Origin of the sequence: Paludibacterium sp. B53371 (assembly GCF_018802765.1) — a bacterium.
Classification (GTDB): domain Bacteria; phylum Pseudomonadota; class Gammaproteobacteria; order Burkholderiales; family Chromobacteriaceae; genus Paludibacterium.
On sequence record NZ_CP069163.1, the window covers coordinates 3,151,166 to 3,172,594 of the forward strand.

General features: G+C 59.2%; 22 protein-coding genes. 13 read left to right on the forward strand and 9 right to left on the reverse strand.

Annotation, left to right across the window (positions count from 1 at the left end; genetic code table 11):
- Positions 1–6 precede the first annotated feature (6 nt).
- The 8 genes from hemF (at position 7) to JNO51_RS15035 (ending at position 6,085) form a co-directional block, all read left to right on the forward strand.
- Positions 7–915: an oxygen-dependent coproporphyrinogen oxidase gene (hemF, locus tag JNO51_RS15000; RefSeq protein ID WP_215778819.1), complete on the forward strand. Its 909-nt coding sequence runs from the start codon at positions 7–9 to the stop codon at positions 913–915.
- 194 nt (positions 916–1,109) lie between these two features.
- Entirely contained in the window at positions 1,110–2,750 is a 1,641-nt protein-coding gene (locus JNO51_RS15005) for a hypothetical protein (protein WP_215778821.1), read from the forward strand.
- A gap of 1 nt (position 2,751) precedes the next feature.
- A complete protein-coding gene (locus JNO51_RS15010; protein WP_215778823.1) occupies positions 2,752–3,138 on the forward strand; it encodes a hypothetical protein in 387 nt (128 codons plus the stop codon).
- Positions 3,139–3,454: 316 nt separating this feature from the next.
- The gene (locus JNO51_RS15015; RefSeq protein ID WP_215778825.1) at positions 3,455–3,841 is read left to right on the forward strand and encodes a hypothetical protein; all 387 of its coding nucleotides are present in this window, start codon (positions 3,455–3,457) and stop codon (positions 3,839–3,841) included.
- A gap of 137 nt (positions 3,842–3,978) precedes the next feature.
- Positions 3,979–4,365: a hypothetical protein gene (locus tag JNO51_RS15020; protein WP_215778827.1), complete on the forward strand. Its 387-nt coding sequence runs from the start codon at positions 3,979–3,981 to the stop codon at positions 4,363–4,365.
- 128 nt (positions 4,366–4,493) lie between these two features.
- Positions 4,494–4,907, forward strand: a complete 414-nt coding sequence (locus JNO51_RS15025; protein WP_215778829.1) for a hypothetical protein — start codon at positions 4,494–4,496, stop codon at positions 4,905–4,907.
- 120 nt (positions 4,908–5,027) lie between these two features.
- A complete protein-coding gene (locus tag JNO51_RS15030; protein WP_215778831.1) occupies positions 5,028–5,495 on the forward strand; it encodes a hypothetical protein in 468 nt (155 codons plus the stop codon).
- Between the two features lie 65 nt (positions 5,496–5,560).
- Entirely contained in the window at positions 5,561–6,085 is a 525-nt protein-coding gene (locus JNO51_RS15035; protein WP_215778833.1) for a DUF2247 family protein, read from the forward strand.
- Between the two features lie 143 nt (positions 6,086–6,228).
- On the opposite strand, the gene JNO51_RS15040 is transcribed toward JNO51_RS15035, so the two are convergent.
- Complete coding sequence (locus JNO51_RS15040) at positions 6,229–6,837, reverse strand: FMN-dependent NADH-azoreductase (protein WP_215778836.1); 609 nt, start codon at positions 6,835–6,837, stop codon at positions 6,229–6,231.
- Between the two features lie 109 nt (positions 6,838–6,946).
- Between JNO51_RS15040 and JNO51_RS15045 the strand changes: the two genes are divergently transcribed.
- Positions 6,947–7,882: a LysR substrate-binding domain-containing protein gene (locus JNO51_RS15045; RefSeq protein WP_215778838.1), complete on the forward strand. Its 936-nt coding sequence runs from the start codon at positions 6,947–6,949 to the stop codon at positions 7,880–7,882.
- Positions 7,883–7,961: 79 nt separating this feature from the next.
- Positions 7,962–9,152, forward strand: coding sequence for an amino acid aminotransferase (locus JNO51_RS15050; RefSeq protein WP_215778841.1), 1,191 nt, complete (start codon positions 7,962–7,964; stop codon positions 9,150–9,152).
- Between the two features lie 339 nt (positions 9,153–9,491).
- Here JNO51_RS15050 and JNO51_RS15055 read toward each other — a convergent pair whose 3' ends face one another.
- Together JNO51_RS15055 and JNO51_RS15060 are read right to left on the reverse strand one after the other, a co-directional pair.
- Positions 9,492–10,508, reverse strand: a complete 1,017-nt coding sequence (locus JNO51_RS15055; RefSeq protein WP_215778844.1) for a nucleoid-associated protein — start codon at positions 10,506–10,508, stop codon at positions 9,492–9,494.
- A gap of 71 nt (positions 10,509–10,579) precedes the next feature.
- Positions 10,580–11,551, reverse strand: a complete 972-nt coding sequence (locus JNO51_RS15060; protein ID WP_215778846.1) for an endonuclease/exonuclease/phosphatase family protein — start codon at positions 11,549–11,551, stop codon at positions 10,580–10,582.
- A 137-nt stretch (positions 11,552–11,688) separates the two neighbouring features.
- Between JNO51_RS15060 and JNO51_RS15065 the strand changes: the two genes are divergently transcribed.
- From JNO51_RS15065 to JNO51_RS15075, 3 genes are all read left to right on the forward strand, one after another.
- Positions 11,689–13,407: a sensor histidine kinase gene (locus JNO51_RS15065; RefSeq protein WP_252346110.1), complete on the forward strand. Its 1,719-nt coding sequence runs from the start codon at positions 11,689–11,691 to the stop codon at positions 13,405–13,407.
- The gene (gene btsR / locus JNO51_RS15070; protein WP_215778848.1) at positions 13,404–14,126 is read left to right on the forward strand and encodes a two-component system response regulator BtsR; all 723 of its coding nucleotides are present in this window, start codon (positions 13,404–13,406) and stop codon (positions 14,124–14,126) included. Before JNO51_RS15065 ends, btsR begins: the two co-directional genes overlap by 4 nt.
- Positions 14,127–14,247: 121 nt before the next feature.
- A complete protein-coding gene (locus tag JNO51_RS15075; protein WP_215778851.1) occupies positions 14,248–16,062 on the forward strand; it encodes a carbon starvation protein A in 1,815 nt (604 codons plus the stop codon).
- 217 nt (positions 16,063–16,279) lie between these two features.
- On the opposite strand, the gene JNO51_RS15080 is transcribed toward JNO51_RS15075, so the two are convergent.
- The 6 genes from JNO51_RS15080 to JNO51_RS15105 form a co-directional block, all read right to left on the reverse strand.
- Complete coding sequence (locus JNO51_RS15080) at positions 16,280–16,480, reverse strand: transposase (RefSeq protein ID WP_215782748.1); 201 nt, start codon at positions 16,478–16,480, stop codon at positions 16,280–16,282.
- A 164-nt stretch (positions 16,481–16,644) separates the two neighbouring features.
- Complete coding sequence (locus JNO51_RS15085) at positions 16,645–17,028, reverse strand: hypothetical protein (RefSeq protein ID WP_215778853.1); 384 nt, start codon at positions 17,026–17,028, stop codon at positions 16,645–16,647.
- Between the two features lie 210 nt (positions 17,029–17,238).
- Entirely contained in the window at positions 17,239–17,565 is a 327-nt protein-coding gene (locus JNO51_RS15090; RefSeq protein WP_215778855.1) for a branched-chain amino acid transporter permease, read from the reverse strand.
- Positions 17,562–18,260: an AzlC family ABC transporter permease gene (locus JNO51_RS15095; RefSeq protein ID WP_215778857.1), complete on the reverse strand. Its 699-nt coding sequence runs from the start codon at positions 18,258–18,260 to the stop codon at positions 17,562–17,564. Before JNO51_RS15095 ends, JNO51_RS15090 begins: the two co-directional genes overlap by 4 nt.
- Before the next feature lie 103 nt (positions 18,261–18,363).
- Entirely contained in the window at positions 18,364–19,761 is a 1,398-nt protein-coding gene (locus JNO51_RS15100; protein WP_215778860.1) for an L-serine ammonia-lyase, read from the reverse strand.
- 57 nt (positions 19,762–19,818) lie between these two features.
- Positions 19,819–21,129: an HAAAP family serine/threonine permease gene (locus tag JNO51_RS15105; protein WP_215778862.1), complete on the reverse strand. Its 1,311-nt coding sequence runs from the start codon at positions 21,127–21,129 to the stop codon at positions 19,819–19,821.
- Between the last annotated feature and the right edge of the window lie 300 nt (positions 21,130–21,429).

A 21,429-nucleotide genomic window follows, 5' to 3' on the forward strand; every position in this document is an offset into this window, starting at 1 on the left:
ACCGCCATGCCCAGCCCGCACACCGACCAGGTCAAAACCTATCTGCTCGACCTGCAGAACAGGATTTGCCAGGCACTGGAACAAGCCGATGGCGGCGCCCGTTTTGAGCGCGACAGCTGGCAACGCGCCGAAGGCGGCGGCGGAGAAAGCCGGGTCCTCAGCCAGGGCAAGGTCTTCGAGCAGGCCGGGGTCAATTTCTCCCACGTGGCCGGCAACAAGCTGCCGCCTTCGGCGACCGCTCACCGCCCCGAACTGGTCGGCTGTCGCTTCCAGGCCATGGGCGTGTCGCTGGTCATCCATCCGCACAACCCCTATGTCCCCACCAGCCACGCCAACGTGCGCTTCTTCATCGCCGAACGCGACGATGCCGAGCCGGTCTGGTGGTTTGGCGGCGGCTTCGACCTGACCCCCTACTACGGCTTCGAAGAAGACGCCGTGCACTGGCATACCGTCGCGCGTGACCTGTGCCAGCCCTTCGGCAGCGAGGTCTACCCGGCCTACAAGAAATGGTGCGATGACTACTTCTATCTGAAACACCGCCAGGAAGCGCGCGGCATCGGTGGCCTGTTCTTCGACGACCTGAACGAAGGCGGCTTCGAGCGCTGCTTTGCCCTGATGCAGGCCGTCGGCAATGGTTATCTCGATGCCTACCTGCCGATCGTCGAGCGACGCAAGCGCACCCCGTGGAGCGAACGCGAACGCCAGTTCCAGCTTTACCGTCGCGGCCGCTACGTCGAATTCAACCTGGTCTGGGACCGGGGCACCCTGTTCGGCCTGCAAAGCGGCGGGCGCACTGAATCCATCCTGATGTCCATGCCGCCGCTGGTACGCTGGGAATACGGCTACCAGCCCGAACCGGGCTCGCCCGAAGCGGCGCTTTACCAGCACTTCCTGCCAGTGCGCGACTGGGTGTAAGCCACCCACTGACCGATCTTTCGGCCCGGCGCCTGCCGGGCCACCATACCGCCCACGCCAGCCCTACCCGTTTGACAAGCACCTAGCCGTTTTTACCCGTTACGGCAATCACCCCAATGGCCACCCTCCCGCGCTGAACCGGCCTCCTGGCACTCGGTCGGAGCTACTCCGACACAGCCCATGGAGTGCCGTACATGAATTGGCGATCTGTCCTTCTCCTGTCTGCCAGCCTCTGCCTGAGCCTCGGCAACGCCCAGGCCCAACCGGCCCCCTCGCTCGCCCCCCTGCATGAGATCTTCGCCGCCCACGACCAGCGTATCACCGAGCAGCACAGCAACTGGCAGGCGGCCTACCAGCACGCACTGACCCTGGCCAAATCCGCACAGCCGGAACGCGCACTGCCCGCCTTCGAAAACCTGCTCGATGCCCTCGCCCCCCAGGAGATCCCGTTTTCACGCGTCTATGCACGCTACTTCACCCTGGCCGAGCAGCGCCATGCCCGCCCCCGCAGCGTCCCCTTCCTGCAGCAACTGAGCCAACGCTACCCCAACCCGTGGGTGCTGGGCGCCTGGCGAGAAACCCAGGCCACCGTCGTAACCCGCGAACAGGCCAGCGCATTGCTCAACCGGCTGCGAGCCATGCCTGAAGCCCCGGCGCTCGCTGCCGATATGGAAATGCTCTACATGCTGCTCTGGGCCAATGGCACACCGGGCGAAGCCGGTGCCATCCTGCATCAGGCCGAAACCCTGATGAACACACTGCCACCAGGCACCGACCAGGGCGGTATCCTGGCCCTGGCGCAATGGCGTTATCGCCAACCCGATACGATCGTGGCCGGCGACCCCGCTCAGTGGCATGCCCCGCTGCTCCAGGCACTGGAGTCCAGCGAGCGCAGCACCATCGTCAGCGCCTTCAGCCACTACCTGGCGACCCTGCTTGCCGCCGGCCAGCTCGCCGAGGGCGAACGCTGGGCACAGTCACGTCTGGCCGCCGGCGACCAACGTCCGGCCATGCGCATCATCGCCGACATCCTGACCACCCTGAACCGCCACCACAGCGAGTATCAGCAGGCCATCGCGCAGATGAGCACCCTGCGCCAGCAGGCACCTGACAGCCTGTTGCTGGCAATCAGCGAAAGCTCACTGCGCTATTCACAGATTGATCAGGGCTATCAGCAGGCCGACCAGGTCCTTGAGGCATTCGGCCGGCGCCTGCCCCATGACGAGCGTGTGCAACGAGGCGTGCGTTTTCACCGCGACATGCTGGCCAGTTGGGCGGAAGGCAGCCACCGGCGCGTCAAACGCGACTTACCGACACTGGGCACCGTTCATGTCATCGGCACGCGCTCCTCGGGCTTCAGTAGTAGCGGAGTCATTCATGAGGGCGCCGCCAGCCCGGGCCGCAGCCGCTATGAGAAGCAACGTCTGGAGATGGAGCAGAAAGGCAGCCAGGGGCAGGGGGTGGCGTCAGCCCGCGCCGAGCCAGTGGCGGGGATGCTGCCGAAGGTGGCCAAGCAGCTGGCAACCAAGCCGGCAGCCAGAGCTGAAAGCGCCGCTACTGCGCCCAAGCTGGCCAAGCAGCTGGCCAGTGAGGCACAGTTGGCTGAATTGAGAGCGACGGGGGGGAGATCAATTCTTGGGAAAAATGCAAATGACCCACTTAATGCCGCACCTAGATTAGCAGCAGAACATGGAGGACGTGCTTCAGATTGGAGCAAAGTCACCAGTAAAGTCTATAGAGCCTCTGATGGCACACAGTTTGAAATTCATGCCTACCGAAATGACGTACTAGGGAAACTGGTCGAACCAAAAAGTATTGTGATAAGGACACCTTGAAATGAAAGTGAGATGCATAGCCTCTGAGCTGAACGCCGCGCAAAGGCGCGAACTCGGCCTGGCAGAAAATAGCAATCGATACTACTTAGAGGTCGATTCAGTTCACACCGTGTTAGGTATGAGCTGGAATTTATCGCCCCCGATAGGCGTCATGCTGCTTTTACCTACTGAACTATATATTTTACCCGTACCTCAATGCCTTTTTGAGATCATTGACGCCCGCCCATCTCGTCACTGGATTTTCCGCCAAGCCAGCACGACAGGAATAGAGTGCAAGCCAATTGAGTTTTATACCGAAGGCTTTGCCGAGCGCGTCAGTGATTTTGAGCCCGCGGCTTGCGAAATATATCGCGAGGTATGCATTCGGCTAGAGCACGAATTTGATTAACACTGGTTATATTTGACACATAAAGGGCATGGCCATAGGTATTGTCTCAGCGATTTATCCCCCTGGCCGAGAAGCTCAGTCAGCAGAACGACGCAGGACGGGGGGAGTCCAATCGCAGGGCATACGCCTGATAGGCCTATTCGAATCATTGAGCGATTGATTGCAGAACATGGAGGAAGAGCAAGCGACTGGCGTAAAGTAAGTAGCCCAAGCTACACAGCCAAAGATGGCACACAATTCGAGATTCATGCTTACTGGAATCAAGTCACAAAGCAATTAGTTGAACCTAAGAGCATGATCATTCGGACACCTTAAAATGAAAGTTCTCTGCAAAACAACAACACTAACTCCTGAACAAAAGGCGGTCACCGGGCTGGACTGGCCTCAGGAATGGTATCAACTTGAACCTGGTAAGATTTACACGGTTTTTGCTATTTCCTATAACACCAACCAACCTGGTGGCGTATTTATTGATGTTCCTGGTTCAGAATACATACTGAATGCACCAATCTGCTTATTTGAAGTGATAGACGACAGACCTTCTCGCTATTGGATTGCCAGAAAATGCGGAGAGCACAATATTTACATCGGGCCCAAAGAGTTATTTATCGAGTTCTTTCACGATTACTTGACAGACTTGGAGCCAGAGTATATGGCCATTTATCAAGCGTTGAGGGTAAAGTTAGAACACGAGTTCGACTAAAACTGGCTGCCATTTCATCAGGGAGCTTGACCCTATGGGCCATGCCTCCTTTTTTACACTCGCCATTTCCCCCGTCACAGCTCATCTATGCGCCCTGACGGGAGGGATGGAGACGCCGACAGGAAAGGCATCATGAAATGAAAGTCAGATGCATCGCCTCAGAACTCACCCCAAAACAGAAACAAGAACTTGGTCTGGCCAACAGCACACATCAGTATTACCAAGAGGTTGGTACGGTTCATACCGTATTAGGCATGAGCTGGCATCTATCCCCGCCCTTTGGGGTGATGCTGCAGCTGCCACACCGGTACTACATCCTGCCTATACCTATGTGCCTGTTTGAGATCATTGATCCCCGACCATCACGCCACTGGATCATCCAGCAAGCAGGTACAACAGGGATAGAATGCCAGCCCATTGAATTTTATGCTGCCAGTTTTGCCGAGCGCGTCAGTGATTTTGAGCCTGAAGCTTGCGAGATCTATCACGAGGTCTGCTTTCGGCTTGAGCATGAATTCGATTAAGAAATGCGACATTTCATGCAAAAGGGACATCGCCAAGGGTAACGTCTATTCTGCACATTAACGACGACAACCAACTCTTTATTTCCGCTACGACATTCATAATTGAGACACCTACAGCAATGCACAAAATGGCGGTCAACCACTCCACCCAAAAGCAATTAATTTTTGCAGTACTGGATGATTTTTGCCACAATGGAGCACTTTCCAATGTTTTTGGCGGGCAATATGGGAGCAATCAAGAAAAATGGGCGTTGGCCGTCATAGATTTTATATATAACGCCATGGGTTTAGATTTGATAGCACCAATGCAATGCTTGCATGAATTTGAAAAACTCAGCACCGATGAAGTGATGGCACTTCTAGTTAGAAGTAAAGCAGACCCTAACCTTGAAAGAAATGAAGATCTTGCTTGGGATATATTGTATCTATGTGGCACAGAAAAACTTAGATTGGCCGCTGAAAAATTTGATCTTGCCCACTGGGAAGCATTGAACCAACCTGTCAATGAGCAATTTTTTGATTACATAAACACTTCAACCTAAAGCGGCCCCTTGCATCATGACGTTTACTGACATCATGGTGCAGGAGTGACGGCAAAACAATGATACTTATCCAGCAAAACATGCAGAATATTGGATAGAATAACAACCAAAGAGGTATACATGGAAACAGTTATTAAATTTAATACTCTCCATTGCGCAAATCTAATAAGAGCTGACATAAATAAAACAATCAACCTCACACAAAATAGCAATAAAGAAATTCTTCAAGGAAAAAAATGGATCTATGCCACGCTAGATGACAAACAGATACTTGGCCAAGATGCAATCAACTTATCGACCGCAATGAATAATGCAAATTGTCATCAGGCTCATTACGGCTGGGCATTGGACTTTCTCAACAAAAGTGATTTTGAAATCAATACCTTCAGCTCAAACCAAGAATCCATCGAGGAAATTCAACATCCCGAATCAAGACTAGACCACATGGACAGTGTCATTTTCGGGGACCACCCGTTAAGGTTTTGCATTATTCGACCGGACTCATTCGACAAATTACTCTATGTAGTCGGAGAGGAAGACTTCGTCCGCCAATGCTGCAAAGAAACAGGTTGGAAAATATATCGTTAGATATCCACTGGCAGTTTTATTGCCAATTATATTTAGCCAAGAACCCAGAGGGAGGCTGAATTCACATGTGCTTGTCGATCACCATCCCTCTGCATTTCGCCGAACAAAAAACCCGCCTGAGTTGGGCGGCCCTGCTCTGCGGCTACCAGCGAGCCTTACTGACCTGGCGTGACCTGGTCGAAGCGGCCAAAATCCAGCAGCACACTGGCGACCCTGTGATCTTGTCATTAGCCAAGGTGGATAAGAATCATGTCTGGCAAGTGTCCGAACTAGCGGCTCAGCTGGCGCAACGGGAAACCAGACAAGAAAGCGAGATTAAAAAACAATGGCTATTCCTCAGTCTGGCCTGGGTCTATGAAAACAGGTTGACCGACCCGGACCCTCTCGGCACGGTAGAGACCATCTATGCTGACTTTGATTACCCACAGGAAATGGCGTCTTTTGTCCGCTACATGCCTGTCACTGGCGGGTATTTGCCCAACAATCACTCTCCGGCACAGAATCATCAGCGCATGATGGACAACTGGCAACGCTTCCTGACTCATGCTCAGTCCGAATGGATGCATACGCCATCAGGAAAGGCATCCTGAAAAAAAAGCGAATGCCAGGCGTCAACGCCGATGCCTTAGCAAATAGCGACAAAAGGGTGCATGCCCCACAGGCCATGCACCCTTTTCTTCATTTCACCCATCGCGGCACACTTCGCGAGCACCGCGGCGGACGATCAGAACCGTTACAGCTTCAGCGCAGCAATCGCCTCGTGGGCGGCATGCAGCGCGGTGGCGCGCTTGTCTTCGCCCATGTTGACCGCTTCGGCGCGCACGATCTGCACGTCGGCGCTGCCGAGGAAGCCCATCACGGTACGCAGGTAATCTTCCTGGAAGTCCATCAGCTGACCTTGCTCATTGGTGTAGACACCACCGCGCGAGGAGGCGATCAGCACCTTCTTGTTCACAGCCAGACCCACCGGACCGTTTTCGGTGTACTTGAAGGTACGGCCCACGGCAGAGATGCGGTCAATCCAGCTCTTCAGTTGCGAAGGAATCGAGAAGTTGTACATCGGCGCAGCAATCACCACCACATCGGCAGCCAGGAACTCATCGATCAGGCTGTCGGTCAGCGCACGTTCGGCACGCTGGGTCGGGGTCCAGTCGGATTCGGGGGCAAAGGCAGCACCGAAGATTTCACCCGACAAGTGAGCGATCGGCTGAGCCACCACATCGCGGTAGGCCACGCTGGCTTGCGGATGACGGGCACGAACAGCGGCCACCATGGCGGCGCTCAGTTCACGCGACACCGACTTGTCACCGAGGATGCTGGCATCGATATGCAGGATTTTCATGATGGGTTTCCTTCACAAGTTGTTTGTATGGCTGAATCGTATATTGCTGGGACAATCATGAATAGATAGCTAAAATCAGATTCATTGTTCCAAAAACAGGACAATCTACATGCAAGACCTGAATGATCTGTTCTACTTTGCCAAAGTGGTCGAACACGGCGGCTTCATGGCCGCCGGCCGCGCCCTGGGCATTCCCAAGTCGCGACTTTCACGGCGCATTGCCGAACTGGAAGAACGCCTGGGCACCCGACTGCTGCATCGCACCACCCGTCACCTGGCGCTGACCGAGATTGGCAGTCAGTACTACCAGCACTGCCAGGCGGTGCTGGCCGAAGCCGAAGCCGCAGAAGAAACCATCGCCCGTGTGCAGGCCGAGCCGCGCGGACTGTTGCGCATCAGCTGTCCGGAACTGCTGGCCAAAACCCTGCTGGCCCCCATCCTGCCACGCTTTCTGGCCGCCCATCCCCAGGTACGCATTCAGCTGGAAGCCACCAACCGCCGCGTCGATCTGATCGAAGAAGGCATTGATCTGGCACTGCGCGTGCGCAATGTGATCGAAGACAGCGCCAATCAGGTTGCTCGCCCCCTGAGTACCAGCCGCATGCTGATGGTTGCCAGCCCGGCCTTGCTGGCAGAGCTGGGCACCCCGCGCATGCCGGGCGAGCTGCTGCGCTACCCCTGCCTGACCATGAGCCGTCCGGATGGCCGAGGCCTGTGGGTGCTGCTGGATGGTGATGGTCATGAAGTCCGGCTGCAGATCGATGCCCCGCGCCTGATGACCGACGATCTGGTGGTCCTGGCCGAAGCGGCGGCTCAGGGGGTCGGCGTCGCCCTGCTGCCCAGCCTGGTCTGCCAGCCCTATCTGCAGGACGGACGGCTGCAGGCGCTGCTGCCGGATTGCCAGTCGCCCTGGGGCATCCTGCATCTGGTCTACCCCTCAAGGCGCGGGCTGATCCCCGCCCTGCGGTTGCTGATCGACTTCCTGCTGAACGAAACGCCAGGCCAGAGCCAGGGCTTCTATCAGGCACGGGTGATCCGGGAATAGCACTGGAAGGGGCCTCGGGCAGGCGGTATAGTCAGCGGATAACCATACGAATACCTGACAACTACATTGGAGAATTCCCTTGTTTGAACACGTCGAATCCTACCCTGGCGATCCGATTCTCGGCCTGCTGCAGGCCTTCCTGAAGGATGAACGCAGCGACAAGGTCAATCTGGGCATCGGCCTCTACTACGATGAGGAAGGCCGCCTGCCACGTCTGGCCGCCGTCAGTGCCGTCGAGGCCAAACTGCAGCAAAATCCGACGCCCTGCAGCTATCTGCCGATGGAAGGCGCCGCCAATTACCGCCAGGCTCTGCAGCCGCTGCTGTTTGGCCCGAATGCGCCATTCGCCCGGATCGCCACCATCCAGACCCTGGGTGGCTCCGGCGCGCTGAAGATCGGCGCCGACTTCCTCAAGCGCACCTTCCCCGAAGCCGGCGTCTGGGTCAGCGACCCGACCTGGGACAACCATGTGGCCGTGTTTGAAGGCGCCGGTTTCAAGGTAGGCCGTTACCCCTACTTCGACGCCCAGGGCAGCCGGGTCAAGTTCGAGGCCATGCTCGACTGCCTGGCCAGTCTGCCGGCACACAGCATCGTGCTGCTGCACCCCTGCTGCCACAACCCGACCGGCACTGACCTGAGCCCGGCCCAGTGGGACCAGGTGATCGATCTGCTGCTTGAGCACGAACTGGTCCCCTTCCTCGACATCGCCTATCAGGGCTTTGGTGACGGGCTGGAAGAAGACGCCTATGCCATTCGTACTCTGCTGGCGCGTGGTGCCTCCTTCCTGGTGGCCAACTCTTTCTCCAAGATCTTCTCGCTCTATGGCGAGCGCTGTGGCGGTCTGTCGGTGGTCTGCGCCAGCGAAGAAGAAGCCCGCCGGGTGCTGGGCCAGTTGCAGGCCACGGTACGGCGCAACTACTCCAGCCCGCCGACCCATGGCAGCCAGCTGATCGCCGGCGTGCTGAGCGATACCGGCTTGCGTGCACAGTGGGAAAACGAGCTGGCCGGCATGCGCGGCCGCATCAAGGCCATGCGCCAGGTGCTGTTCGATGTGCTGAGTCACGAGCTGCCCGGTCATGACTTCCAGTATCTGCTGACGCAGAAAGGCATGTTCAGCTACACCGGCCTGACACCGCCACAGATCGAGCGCCTGCGCGAAAAGCATGCAGTCTACCTGGTCGGTTCCGGCCGCATGTGCGTCGCCGGACTGAATCGCGGCAACGCCGAGCGCGTGGCCCAGGCCTTTGCCGAAGTGATCCAGTCTGTCTGAACGACCGACATACAAAAGCCCTGCAGCTTGCTGCAGGGCTTTGTTATTTCGGAGGCGGCTGAGCGCCAAACGCCTCACTTTCCGTCAGGATTTTTGCATGATCGTTCTGATGGAAAGGCCATGGGCAAGTCCTATCACAAACAACTTCCCACGCCTTTACGGGAAAGGCAGTCATCTGCCACGAACTGGCGACGCGTCACACTGCCGGACGGTTCCAGTTGCTTCACCCCCAGACCCGAGCCGCCGCCATCACGACTGAGCAGACTGACCCCGCATGGGTTCTGGCTGCTGCTATTGCTGATCATCCTGTTGCAGTCACTGATTCCGGACTGAAACAGCTCAGTCTGCCAGCTCACGCTTGCGCAGCTTGAGCGTCAGTGTCATCTCCCCTTCCCCGTCTGCACTGGAATGAATGTTTTTCAGCGTGATACCGGCCGGCAGCAACAAGCTGATGCCATGGCCGACGCCGTACTTCGACAGCGTCCGCTCCAGCCGCTTGGCCATGCCCTGCGCCGGCAGGGCATCGTGATCATCCCGCACAAAGCCGCAGGACTCGGCCGCCGCATCAAAGGCATGCGCCGCCTGCTCGCGCGGCACGAACTTGCCGGCCACAGCCATCACCTGTCCCGGCGATACCGTCTGGCTCTCTTCGCACAACTCCAGGCACGCCTCGCGGAATTCCGCCTGCTGCACCGGATCTTCGATATCACTGCTGATCTGCTGCACGGCGGTGGCCACCATGCGGCTCTTGGACACCGCATCCGGCACGCGCATGGCCTTGAGAAAATCATCCAGCCAGAACTTGGTCTGCTGCCCCTGGCGATCGATGGCGTAGACGATCGGCCCGTGCTCCAGTATCAGCGCCCCCTTGTCGATCAGCCGCGGGTTGATGCCGCTGGCGTGGCGGATATCGAACACATCCCCCGACTCGACCACACTGAGAAAATCCTCGCGGATCTCGGCCTTGAACACCCCCAGACCACGCACATTGCGCTCACCGTCCGACAGCCCGTCGAACAGGATGACGAACAAGTCACCGGCGCTGATGTTGGGGTGGGTCGAGCGGGCATACAGGTGGCGCGCAATGCGCTGTGACACCTCGAGAAAATCCAGCTCGCCATGAAAGAACTGGCGCGAGTAGTGATAAATCTCGTTCAGCTTGAGATCGGTTTCGTGAAAGAACTGGTACTTCTTCTTGTCCGAGACGATGCCCTTGAGATAGCCATTGAGCAACAGTCCCGAGACCGCCTCATCCACGGCCGGCGTGCGGTCGGACAACTGCAGCACCTCACCGCGCGACTGGTTGCCTACCCGGTGTACCGCCAGACACTGCACATTTGCCTGTTCGATCAACATGCTGCTTGCTCCCTGCCAGAAATCGATGCCGGATTATTCCTGCCGGGCGAGCGCTTGGCAACTGCCATTCCTCAGCGGATCAGCTGCTGCAACTGGGCCGCATCGTTGTCGGTGCGAATCTGGATCCACACAGGCAGATGATCGGACAGCTCGCGGGTATAGCGCGCCTTGCTCATCGGGCCGAAGTGCGCTGGATCAAACAGCTCGTTGATGAACGCGTCGCCCAGATGAAAATCCAGCACCCCGCCCCGGTCGGCAAAACTGTCCGGATACACCGCGGAGGGGTATTGCAGGATCTGGTCATAACGCTTGTCGCGCGCCAGATTGCTGCCGAAGCCGTCACCAATCATCGCCTGCGGCACCTGCAGGCCGTAGCGGGTCAGCGCGGCAAACAGCGGACTGTCGCGCGAGGGAATGTTGAAGTCGCCCAGCACGATCAGGTCCTCGTCGACCGACTGCTCCGAGCGGCGAAAATCGTCAAGCCACTGCGCCAGCATGGACAGCTCGCCCAGGCGGTCTGCCTCGTGCTCGCCCCAGCGGATATGCACCGCCATCACCACGAAATCGAAATTGCCGGAACGAAACGAGGCCAGATAGGGCAGGCGCCACCACATCCCCTCAGCCAGGACATATTCGCGGCCCCGGCGCTGGCGCGGCGGAATCGCCACCGCAGCCAGGCCATTGAAGGTGACGGCACGCCGGTCATAGACAAAGGCAAAACGCTCGCCATTACCGCCCGGATCCGGCACCACGCCTGAATAGACCACACGCCAGTCCGGACCGAGGATGGCCAGTACCCGCTGCAGATCCGACAGGTCCTCTTTCAACTCGATCAGCGAAATCAGATCGAACTGCCCCATGATTTCGGCCAGATAGTGAATGGCAGCCTCGCTGCGCGCTCGCTGGCCAAACTCGCGGATATTCCAGGTAGCCAGATTGAGGGTTTCATCAATACGCGAGGATGGAATCGCCGCCGCCGCAATGCGCTGCTTCAGACAACATAAACCACGGGCCAGTACCGGATCGACCTTGCCATGCTGCATGGGCTGCTGCTCCTGGAGAGAGAATCAGCCCGACAGACTAGACAGGGAGGGCGCAGTACAACAGGGCGCGCGGCAACCTCCATCCACATCTGCTGTATGGGCATTCGGTGCTACCATGACGACATGAGCTACCCCCAATGGAAGACCCCATCGTCGGCATGATCGCTTATCAACTCACCGAGATCCTGCTGCTGATGCAGCAGATGTGCGTCTATCTGGTCATTGCCTACCTGATGAGCAAGACCCCCCTGTTCGCGCCACTGGCGGCCGGCACCTTCCGCCTGCCCTACAAGGTGGTGTGCTACCTGGTGTTCTCCGCCTTCTGCATCATGGGCACCTACTTCGGCTTTCACATCAACGATTCGATTGCCAACACCCGCGCCACCGGCGCCGTACTGGGCGGCATCATGGGCGGACCGCTGGTCGGCTTTGCCGTCGGCCTGACCGGCGGCATCCACCGCTACACCCTTGGCGGCTTCTCGGCCTTTGCCTGCATGGTCTCCACCGTCGCCGAAGGCCTGCTGGGCGGGATGGTGCACAGCTATCTGAACCGGCGCGGCCAGCGCGAGCGCCTGTTTAACCCGCTGGTGGTGGCCGGTACCGCCTTCTGCGCCGAAATCATGCAGATGCTGATCATCCTGCTGCTGGCCCATCCCTTTGCCGCCGCCCTCGACCTGGTCAAGCACATCGCCCTGCCCATGACCATTGCCAACTCGCTGGGTGCCGGCATGTTCATGCGCATTTTGCTCGACCGCCGGGTGATCATCGAAAAATACTCCAGCAGCTTCTCCAGCAAGGCCCTGAAGATCGCCGCGCGCGCCGAGGGCGTGCTGCGCCAGGGCTTCAATGCCGAAAACAGCCTGCGGGTGGCACGCATCATCTACGAAGAACTGGGCGTCGGCGCTGTGGCCATCACCGACCGCGACAAGCTGCTGGCCTTCATCGGCATCGGCGACGACCACCACCTGACCGGCCAGCCCATCACCTCACCGCATACCCACCGCGCCATCAGCGAAAACCGCGTGGTGTTTGCCGACGGCGCGGAAACCCCCTACCAGTGCTCGATCTCGCCACACTGCCGGCTGGGCTCCACCCTGGTGATTCCGTTGCGGGGCGAGAGCGATCGCGTCATCGGCACGATCAAGCTGTATGAGCCCAAGAACAAACTGATCTCGGCGATCAACCTGACTCTGGGCGAAGGCATCGCCCGCCTGCTGTCGACCCAGATCCTGGCCGGTCGCTTCGATGCCCAGCACCAGCTGCTGGCGCAGACCGAACTCAAGCTGCTGCATGCCCAGGTCAACCCACACTTCCTGTTCAACGCCCTCAACACCCTGTCGGCAGTGATCCGGCGCGACCCGGAGCAGGCGCGGCAACTGGTCCAGCACCTGTCGACCTTCTTCCGCAAAAACCTCAAGCGTCAGACCGAGGAAGTGACGCTGGCCGACGAAATCGAGCACGTCAATGCCTACCTGAAAATCCAGCAGGCCCGTTTTGCCGACAAGCTGCAGGTGGTCTTTGTCTTCGAACCGGACACACTCAACAGCCTGCTGCCGGCCTTCTCGCTGCAGCCGATTGTCGAGAATGCCGTCAAGCACGGCACCGCCCAGCTGCTGGGTCAGGGGCGAATCGAAATCGGCTCGGCCCTGCAGAACGACGGCCTGCTGATCTGGGTCGAGGACAACGCCGGCCTGTACAAACCCAGCATCAGCAAGGACGGTCTGGGCATGAACCTGGTCGACCGGCGCATCAAGGCGCGCTTTGGCGAACGTTACGGGCTGTCGGTACAGTGCGAGCCAGACCGCACCACCCGTGTGGATATTCACTTGCCCTTGCAGAGGGAGGCTGTGGCATGAACGTGCTGATCGTGGACGATGAACCGCTGGCGCGCGAGGAACTGCGCCTGCTGCTGGACCAGGCGCCAGACATCACGGTCATGGGCGAGTGCAGCAACGCCATCGAGGCCATTGCCGCCATTCACCGCCTCAAGCCGGATGTGGTGTTCCTCGACATCCAGATGCCGCGCATCAGCGGGCTGGAGATGCTGGCCATGCTCGACCCGGAGCACATGCCGCACATCGTGTTCCTCACCGCCTACGATGAGTACGCCCTGAAAGCCTTCGAGGAAAATGCCTTCGACTACCTGCTCAAGCCGGCCGAACCGGCACGACTGGCCAAGACCCTCGAAAGGCTGCGGCGCGAGCAAGGCGCGCACCAGCCCCTCAACCTGCTGACCCCGGGACAAACCCTGAGCTATGTGCCCTGCCAAGGGGCCGGCAAGATCCTGCTGCTCAAGCTGCCGGACATCGAATACGTCGGCTCGCGCGTCAGCGGGGTGTTCGTGGTCGACCATGCCGGCCAGGAGCACTTCACCGAACTGACCCTGCGCACACTGGAAGAGAAATCGCCGCTGGTGCGCTGTCACCGCCAGTACCTGGTCAACCTGGATGCCGTGGCAGAAATCCGCCTGGGCGAAGCCGGTGCCGCCGACATTCTGGCGCGCAACGGCCATCTGGTCCCGGTCAGCCGCCGCTATCTCAAGCCGCTCAAGCAGCGCGTCGGCATCGCTGACTGAAACCGCTTGGCGGCCGAATCCGACCGCTCAGCCCCGGGCAATGACCGCTTGGTCAGGAACTGCTTGAGCTGGATTTTGATCGTCTTACAGTGACCCCTGAGATCATCCAGGGAGACCGATCATGAATCACGCGATTACCTTCGTCATCGCGACCCTCTGCATCCTTGCCATCTGCTACCGTTTCTACGGTGTGTTCTTCACGCGCAAGGTGCTGGGTTGTGAAAACAATCAAGCCACGCCGTCCCATCTGCTGGAAGACGGCAAGAACTATGTCCCGACCAAGAAATGGGTCAACTTCGGCCAGCACTTTGCCGCCATCGCCGCCGCCGGCCCGCTGGTCGGCCCGGTCCTGGCCGCCCAGTTCGGCTACCTGCCGGGCTTCCTCTGGCTGCTGATCGGCGCCGTCATCGGCGGGGCCGTACACGACACCGTGGTACTGTTTGCCTCGATGAAGCATCAGGGCAAGTCGCTGTCGGAAGTGGCCAAGAGCGAACTCGGCCCGGTGGCCGGCTGGTGCACCGGTCTGGCCATGCTGTTCATCATCACCATTACCATGGCCGGTCTGTCGATGGTGGTGGTGCACGCGCTGGAACGTAATGCCTGGGGCACCTTTGCGGTGTTCATGACCATTCCGATCGCCATCTGCCTCGGCCTGTACGAGAAGTTCTTCGGCAGCAGCAAGATCGCCACCTATGTCGGCATCGCTGCCATCCTGGCCTGTGTGCTGATCGGCCCGCATATTCAGGGGACGCTGCTGGGTGACTGGCTGACGCTGCATGCCCAGACCGTGTCGCTGGCCCTGCCGATCTACGCCTTCTTCGCCACCGCCCTGCCGGTGTGGATGCTGCTGACCCCGCGCGGCTACCTGTCGAGCTTCATGAAGATCGGTGTGTTTGGCGCCCTGGTGGTGGGGGTGGTGTTCATCAACCCGACCATCCAGTTCCCGGCCCTGACCCAGTTCATCCATGGTGGTGGCCCGGTGATCAGCGGTCCGGTCTGGCCGTTCATCTCGATCACCATCGCCTGCGGTGCCATCTCGGGTTTCCACGCCTTCATCGGCTCCGGTACCACTCCCAAGCTGGTGGATAACTGGAAGGACCTGCTGCCGGTCGGCTTTGGCGCCATGCTGGCCGAGTGTGTCGTCGGTGTGATGGCCCTGATCGCCGCCACGTCGCTGCACCCGGCCGACTACTTCGCCATCAACGCCACCCCGGCTGCCTTCTCTCACCTGGGCATGCAAGTGGTTGACCTGCCGCGCCTGAGCCAGGAAATCGGCCTGGATCTGACCGGCCGTACCGGTGGTGCCGTCACACTGGCCGTCGGCATGTCGTCGATCTTCACCAGCATTCCGTGGTTCTCCAGGCTGGCCTCGTACTTCTTCCAGTTCGTGGTGATGTTCGAAGCGGTATTCATCCTGACCGCGGTCGACTCCGGTACCCGTGTAGCGCGTTATCTGATTCAGGACTTCGGCGGCGATTTCTACGCCCCGCTGAAGAAGATTGACTGGATGCCCGGTGCCATCGGCGCCAGCGTGCTGGCCTGCGCCCTGTGGGGCTATCTGCTGATGTCGGGCGACATCAACTCGGTATGGGCACTGTTCGGGGTATCGAACCAGCTGATGGCCTCGATCGGCCTGATCATCGGTGCCACCATCATCCTGCGTTTGTCGCACAACCGCGGCTACATGCTGACCTGCCTGGTCCCGCTGGCCTACCTGTACGTCACGGTCAACTACGCCGGCTTCTGGATGATCAGCCATGTGTATCTGAACCCGGCAGCCAAGGGCTACAGCGTGTTCAACGCCACCATCTCGGCCATCATGCTGGTGCTGGGTGTGGTGATCCTGATCTCGGCACTGGGCAAGTGGAAGCAACTGCTGGCCCGTGATCCGAAGGGGGTTCGTCTGCAACAGCAAGAGGCCGCTGCCCGCGCCTGAGGCGAATCAACCACTCGCGTTCAATGCCACGGGGGCCGGTGTTCTACCGGCCCCCGTTTTTGCGCGATGTGTGCGGCGATGACAGGAGGAGGTCAATCGCTGCCGCCCAGATTCAGGGCGCGCTGATCATGACGTCAGTTGTCGTTATCCCCGCGCCCGGCCTGCCCGCTGTGGCTGATCTGGGCGGCGTTGGCCAATCCAGCCCCACCAGGCTGAGCTAGCTTCGCACCATGCCCACCGCTTGTCGGAGTGCAAAATTAGACAGGCATTTGATCGTCAGGCAGAACTGAATGGCGGCATCGCTGAGGTCTGCATACGCCCGCGCTTGCCGAGCGGACTGCCCTGCCAGTTCATGCCACGGTCCAGCCAGATCATCAATGAACAGCGCGCTTTGAACGCTGCGTTGTAGGCTTTCCAGTTCGTGGTTTTGTACTTTGGCGGGGTGGGCTTGCTCATGCCGTCATTCTACCCCGCCGTATCGGGCCGTGATTTGTGCAACAAAGCCACCCAAGAGGGGTTGCAGCATTTGCCGTTTTACCAGATGTGACCGCGGAGTTTGCAGAAATAACATCACAAAATTAACTACCACCACTTTGGATAGTTGAAAAATGAATTGTATATGGCACTGCAAGCATCTACCGTTAATGATTCCTGTCCTGAGACCATTACCTCGCCACCATCAAGTCCATTTTTTTTAAGCGACCAATTTAACCGGTGTGAGCTAAAATCAATTTCGAGCATGAAATTATTTTCAATATCAATTAAGGATGCTCGCCGACCAGCACCCAGCTCTTTAACAAAATTATCAAAGCTTTGGCACTCAATCCAAACACCAGTTTTCACATTCAAATCAAAGCCAAATTTGCTTGTAATTAAACCCACAGCAAATTTCAACGACGGGAGGTGATCATCGACTTCTTGCAAATCGAATTGCATTTTAATAGGATTTGAAATTTCAATATCCATTCAATTAGACCCTAAATATCTCGCACGAATAACCGTTGGAAGCTCCCCAGCCGCTCGCGGTGGTTTAATTTCCAACTGCCAGCCATCTACGGCCACTCTTCCATACTGCATGGGCTTTGTTGCATAAATCCGCCTGGGGAAAGGGGAAGCTCAATCCTCCGCCGATTTATGCAACAAAGCCGGTCTGCTCGTTCTACGGCTTCGATCCACTCACCCCAGATTGCGCCACACCACATACAACACCGTCCCCGCCGCAATGCTCAGCAAGGGATGCTTCCAGCGGTACTGCACCACCATCACCAGCGCCGCCGAGACGATTTCCGCCCAAGGGCCGGATTGCGGATTGTCGTGGGCGCTGCCATGCAGGGTATGCAGCACCAGCAGGGTCATGATGGCCGGCGGCAGGAAGCGGCCGAGGCGGTCGATCTCCGGGTAGCGGCGCAGCAGTGGTGCGGCGACAAAGGGCAAGGCGCGCAGGGCAAAGGTCACCAGCCCCATGGCGATGATGGCGGGAACAGCGTAGCTCGGGTCGATCATGCGGCACTCCTGCGGGTGGCGAGTTCGGCTTGCACGATGGCGGCCAGCAGGCACAGGCCGATGGCCACGGCCAGTGCCTGTGCCGGCAGCCACCACTGCGCCAGGGCGTAGCTGGCGACGGCACAGAGGATGGGCAGCGGTTGACGGGTCGAGCGCCATTGCTCGATGGCCAGCATGGCAAACAGCGCGGCAACAGTGAAGTCCAGCCCCTTGAGGCTGATCTGCGCCCGGGCTCCGATCAGTGCGCCCAGGGTGGCACCCAGCACCCACCAGCCATGGTTGAGCAGGGCGATGCCGACCAGTTTGCGATCGGCGGTGCGGGCCGGCAGGCTGGTCAGTACCGAGTAGGTCTCGTCGGTCAGCGCCCAGGCCAGATAGGCGCGAGCCGCACGTCCGCGCGGCATGTGGTCCAGCAGCGACAGGCCGTAGAAGAGGTGGCGCAGATTGATCACCAGGGTGGCAAAGGCCAGGGTGCTGATCGGCACGCCGGCGGCCAGGAGGGGGATGGCCATGTACTGGGCCGCACCGGCAAACACCAGCACGCTGGCCAGGGTGGCCAGCCACCAGGCGGCACCGGCTTTGACGAACAGGAAGCCATACACCATGCCGAGCGGGACATAGCCCATGGCGATGGGGATCGAGAGGGTGAAGGCGCCCAGCGACGGGCCGGGTGAAGCGGCATCAGGTAGCGACATATCAGGCCTGGCGATCGAGAATGATAATCGACTATACCAATGGTCTGATGTGTCAACAAAGCAAAACCCCGAGCTTTAGCCCGGGGTTTTGTGGGGGGCTGACTCAAACGGCAGCCGGTTCGCGTACAGGCTGGATCGGGATGATCATCTCGTCCGGCACCAGCTGGCGGGCCAGGCCACCGCAGGAGGTTTCGCGGTATTTCGAGTTCATGTCCTTGCCGGTTTCGTACATGGCGGCAATCACCTTGTCGAGCGAGACCTTGGGACGGCTGGAGCGATGCAGGGCCATGCGCGCAGCATTGATGGCCTTGACGGCGGCAATGGCATTGCGTTCGACGCAGGGGATCTGCACCTGACCGCCGACCGGGTCGCAGGTCAGGCCCAGGTTGTGCTCCATGGCGATTTCTGCCGCCATGCCGACCTGTTCCGGGCTGCCGCCCATCAGTTCAGTCAGACCGGCGGCGGCCATCGAGCAGGCCACGCCGATTTCGCCCTGGCAGCCGACTTCGGCGCCGGAGATGGAGGCGTTGAGCTTGAACAGGCAGCCGATGGCGCCGGAGGAGAGGAAGTAGCGCAGGGCACTGTCTTCATCCAGCGGGGTGATGAAGCGGTTGTAGTAGGCCAGCACGGCCGGCACCACCCCGCAGGCGCCGTTGGTCGGCGCGGTCACCACGCGGCCGCCGGCCGCGTTTTCTTCGGCCATGGCCATGGCGTACATATTGACCCAGTCGAGCACGCTCATCGGGTCGTTGGCCAGATTGAGGTTGCTGCCCAGCATGCGGTACAGCGACGGGGCACGACGCGGGATATGCATCGGGCCGGGCATATTGCCTTCGGTGCGCATGCCGCGCTCCATGCTGCTTTCCATCACTTGCCAGACATGGCGGAAGTGCGCACGCAGCTCGGCCTCGCTGTGCACGGCCAGTTCGTTTTCCATCACCAGGGCGGCAATCGACAGGCCGCTGGCATTGCACATGTCGATCATTTCCTGGGCGTTGTGGAAGTGGTGCGGCACCTGGATGCTGCTGCACAGGCTCTGGTTGAAGTGCTCGGCCTCGACGATGAAGCCGCCGCCGATAGAGTAGTAGGTCTTGGACAGGACCTTGCTGTCACCGGCAAAGGCATGGATCTGCATGCCGTTTTCGTGCAGCGGCAGATTGTCGGGGATGAAGTCGAGCGCAAAGTTGACACGGCGTTGTTCCGGGCCGAGCAGCATCGAGCCGGTGCGACCGACTTCGGCCACCACGCGCGGGATGCTGTCGATGTCGACGTTTTCCGGCAGGCTGCCGGTCAGACCCATGATGATGGCGCTGTCGGTGCAGTGCCCCTTGCCGGTCAGTGCCAGCGAGCCATGGCATTCGACATGCAGTCGGGTGATGTCGGCGAAGCGTCCGGTGGCACGCAATGCCGCCAGAAATTCGAAGCCGGCTTTCATCGGGCCAACCGTATGAGAGCTGGAGGGGCCGACGCCAATCTTGTAGATGTCTACCATGCTGAACATGATGCGGATCCTTTAATGACTCGCCGGCCCCCGTCCGGCTGGACGGGGCTGCCGGACTCAGACAAACAGTTTGTAAAAAATAGCCGAGATGGCGATCAGTCCGATCACCACCACAAAAACGTTACTGGGCTGGCCGGCGTAACGGCGCATGGCCGGTACCTTGCGGATGGCGTACATCGGCATCAGGAACAGCAGCAGGGCAATCACCGGGCCGCCCAGGGTCTCGATCATGCCGAGTATGCTGGGGTTGAAGGTCGCCACGGCCCAGCAGGTGATGATCATGAAGATGGCGGTGTAACGATCGAGCCGGGCCGGTGACACCGTCTTGCCACGCTGGCGCAGGGCCTTGAGCATCAGGCCGTTCATGCCCTCCTTGGCGCCGAGATAATGGCCGAGGAAGGACTTGCTGATGGCAATCATGGCGATCAGCGGGGCCATCCAGGCGATCATCGGATTCTGGAAGTGGTTGGCCAGGTAGGACAGGATGGAAATATTCTGTTCCTTGGCCATCATCAGGTCGGCCGGGGTCAGGCTGAAGACGCAGCTGAACACGAACAGCATGACCGACAGCACCATCAGCAGGTGGGCGCGCAGCAGGGTGCGGTTGGCGGCGGCATCCGGGTTGTCGTGGTGCAGGCGTTTCTGGTCGACGGCGAAGGACGAGATGATCGGCGAGTGGTTGAAGGAGAACACCATCACCGGGATCACCAGCCACAGGGTGTGCCAGAAGCTGCCATGGCCGAGGGCATCGCCCAGGCTGCCGGACTGGGTGATGACGGCAGTGCTCCAGTTCGGGATCAGATAGAGGGCCAGCAGCATCAGCGCGCAGACAAAGGGGTAGACCAGGATGCTCATGGCCTTGACGATGAAGGCGCCCCCCAGGCGCACGACCGACATCAGGCCGAGGATCAGTGCCAGCGAGAACACGGCGCGGGTGGACAGGCCGCTGCCGACATCGATGCCCAGCTGGTGGTTGAGGAAGGACAGTACGGTATTGGTGATGGCCACACTGTAGACCAGCAGGATCGGGTAGATGGCGAAGAAGTACAGCAGGGTGATCAGCTTGCCGGCGGTCAGGCCGAAGTGTTCTTCCACCACTTCGGTGATGTCGCCGTCGCGGGTCGAGCCGGACAGCACGAAGCGGCTCAGGCCGCGGTGGGCGAAATAGGTCAGTGGCAAGGCCAGCAGGCACATGAAGAGCAATGGCCACAAGCCGCCGATGCCGGCATTGATGGGCAGGAACAGGGTGCCGGCACCAATGGCGGTGCCGTACAGGCCCAGCATCCAGGTGGTGTCATGGCGTGTCCATGCGCCAGCGGCGCGTCGGGACCGGGCGGGGGTCAGCGTCTGTGTTGTCGTACGGGACATGCTTGTCCTCTCCTGAGCGAAGTCACTCCCTGTCACAGCCCTGCCGCGGAATCTTCGCTCCTGTCGGTCAGAATGACTGCCGTGCCTTATCGCTGATTGTCCCGGTGCATGGGGAAATCTTTACTTCAAAGCTTGGCGTCATTCTAGCCAGTACGTTCACAAACGAATGCAATTATCAAAGTGTCTTTTGACGGTTATCAAACTATAAAAGTGCTGCAAGCGCAGCAAAAAACACTATATAAATTCGCAACTTGTAGAGTATGACCCTATGTTCATGACGCATAGTTTGTCGTGGCATGT

Coding starts and splice junctions, on each gene's coding strand:
- hemF (WP_215778819.1), top strand. CDS start 7: ATGCCCAGCCCGCACACCGACCAGGTCAAAACCTATCTGCTCGACCTG.
- JNO51_RS15005 (WP_215778821.1), top strand. CDS start 1,110: ATGAATTGGCGATCTGTCCTTCTCCTGTCTGCCAGCCTCTGCCTGAGC.
- JNO51_RS15010 (WP_215778823.1), top strand. CDS start 2,752: ATGAAAGTGAGATGCATAGCCTCTGAGCTGAACGCCGCGCAAAGGCGC.
- JNO51_RS15015 (WP_215778825.1), top strand. CDS start 3,455: ATGAAAGTTCTCTGCAAAACAACAACACTAACTCCTGAACAAAAGGCG.
- JNO51_RS15020 (WP_215778827.1), top strand. CDS start 3,979: ATGAAAGTCAGATGCATCGCCTCAGAACTCACCCCAAAACAGAAACAA.
- JNO51_RS15025 (WP_215778829.1), top strand. CDS start 4,494: ATGGCGGTCAACCACTCCACCCAAAAGCAATTAATTTTTGCAGTACTG.
- JNO51_RS15030 (WP_215778831.1), top strand. CDS start 5,028: ATGGAAACAGTTATTAAATTTAATACTCTCCATTGCGCAAATCTAATA.
- JNO51_RS15035 (WP_215778833.1), top strand. CDS start 5,561: ATGTGCTTGTCGATCACCATCCCTCTGCATTTCGCCGAACAAAAAACC.
- JNO51_RS15040 (WP_215778836.1), bottom strand. CDS start 6,837: ATGAAAATCCTGCATATCGATGCCAGCATCCTCGGTGACAAGTCGGTG.
- JNO51_RS15045 (WP_215778838.1), top strand. CDS start 6,947: ATGCAAGACCTGAATGATCTGTTCTACTTTGCCAAAGTGGTCGAACAC.
- JNO51_RS15055 (WP_215778844.1), bottom strand. CDS start 10,508: ATGTTGATCGAACAGGCAAATGTGCAGTGTCTGGCGGTACACCGGGTA.
- JNO51_RS15060 (WP_215778846.1), bottom strand. CDS start 11,551: ATGCAGCATGGCAAGGTCGATCCGGTACTGGCCCGTGGTTTATGTTGT.
- JNO51_RS15065 (WP_252346110.1), top strand. CDS start 11,689: ATGGAAGACCCCATCGTCGGCATGATCGCTTATCAACTCACCGAGATC.
- btsR (WP_215778848.1), top strand. CDS start 13,404: ATGAACGTGCTGATCGTGGACGATGAACCGCTGGCGCGCGAGGAACTG.
- JNO51_RS15075 (WP_215778851.1), top strand. CDS start 14,248: ATGAATCACGCGATTACCTTCGTCATCGCGACCCTCTGCATCCTTGCC.
- JNO51_RS15085 (WP_215778853.1), bottom strand. CDS start 17,028: ATGGATATTGAAATTTCAAATCCTATTAAAATGCAATTCGATTTGCAA.
- JNO51_RS15090 (WP_215778855.1), bottom strand. CDS start 17,565: ATGATCGACCCGAGCTACGCTGTTCCCGCCATCATCGCCATGGGGCTG.
- JNO51_RS15095 (WP_215778857.1), bottom strand. CDS start 18,260: ATGTCGCTACCTGATGCCGCTTCACCCGGCCCGTCGCTGGGCGCCTTC.
- JNO51_RS15100 (WP_215778860.1), bottom strand. CDS start 19,761: ATGTTCAGCATGGTAGACATCTACAAGATTGGCGTCGGCCCCTCCAGC.
- JNO51_RS15105 (WP_215778862.1), bottom strand. CDS start 21,129: ATGTCCCGTACGACAACACAGACGCTGACCCCCGCCCGGTCCCGACGC.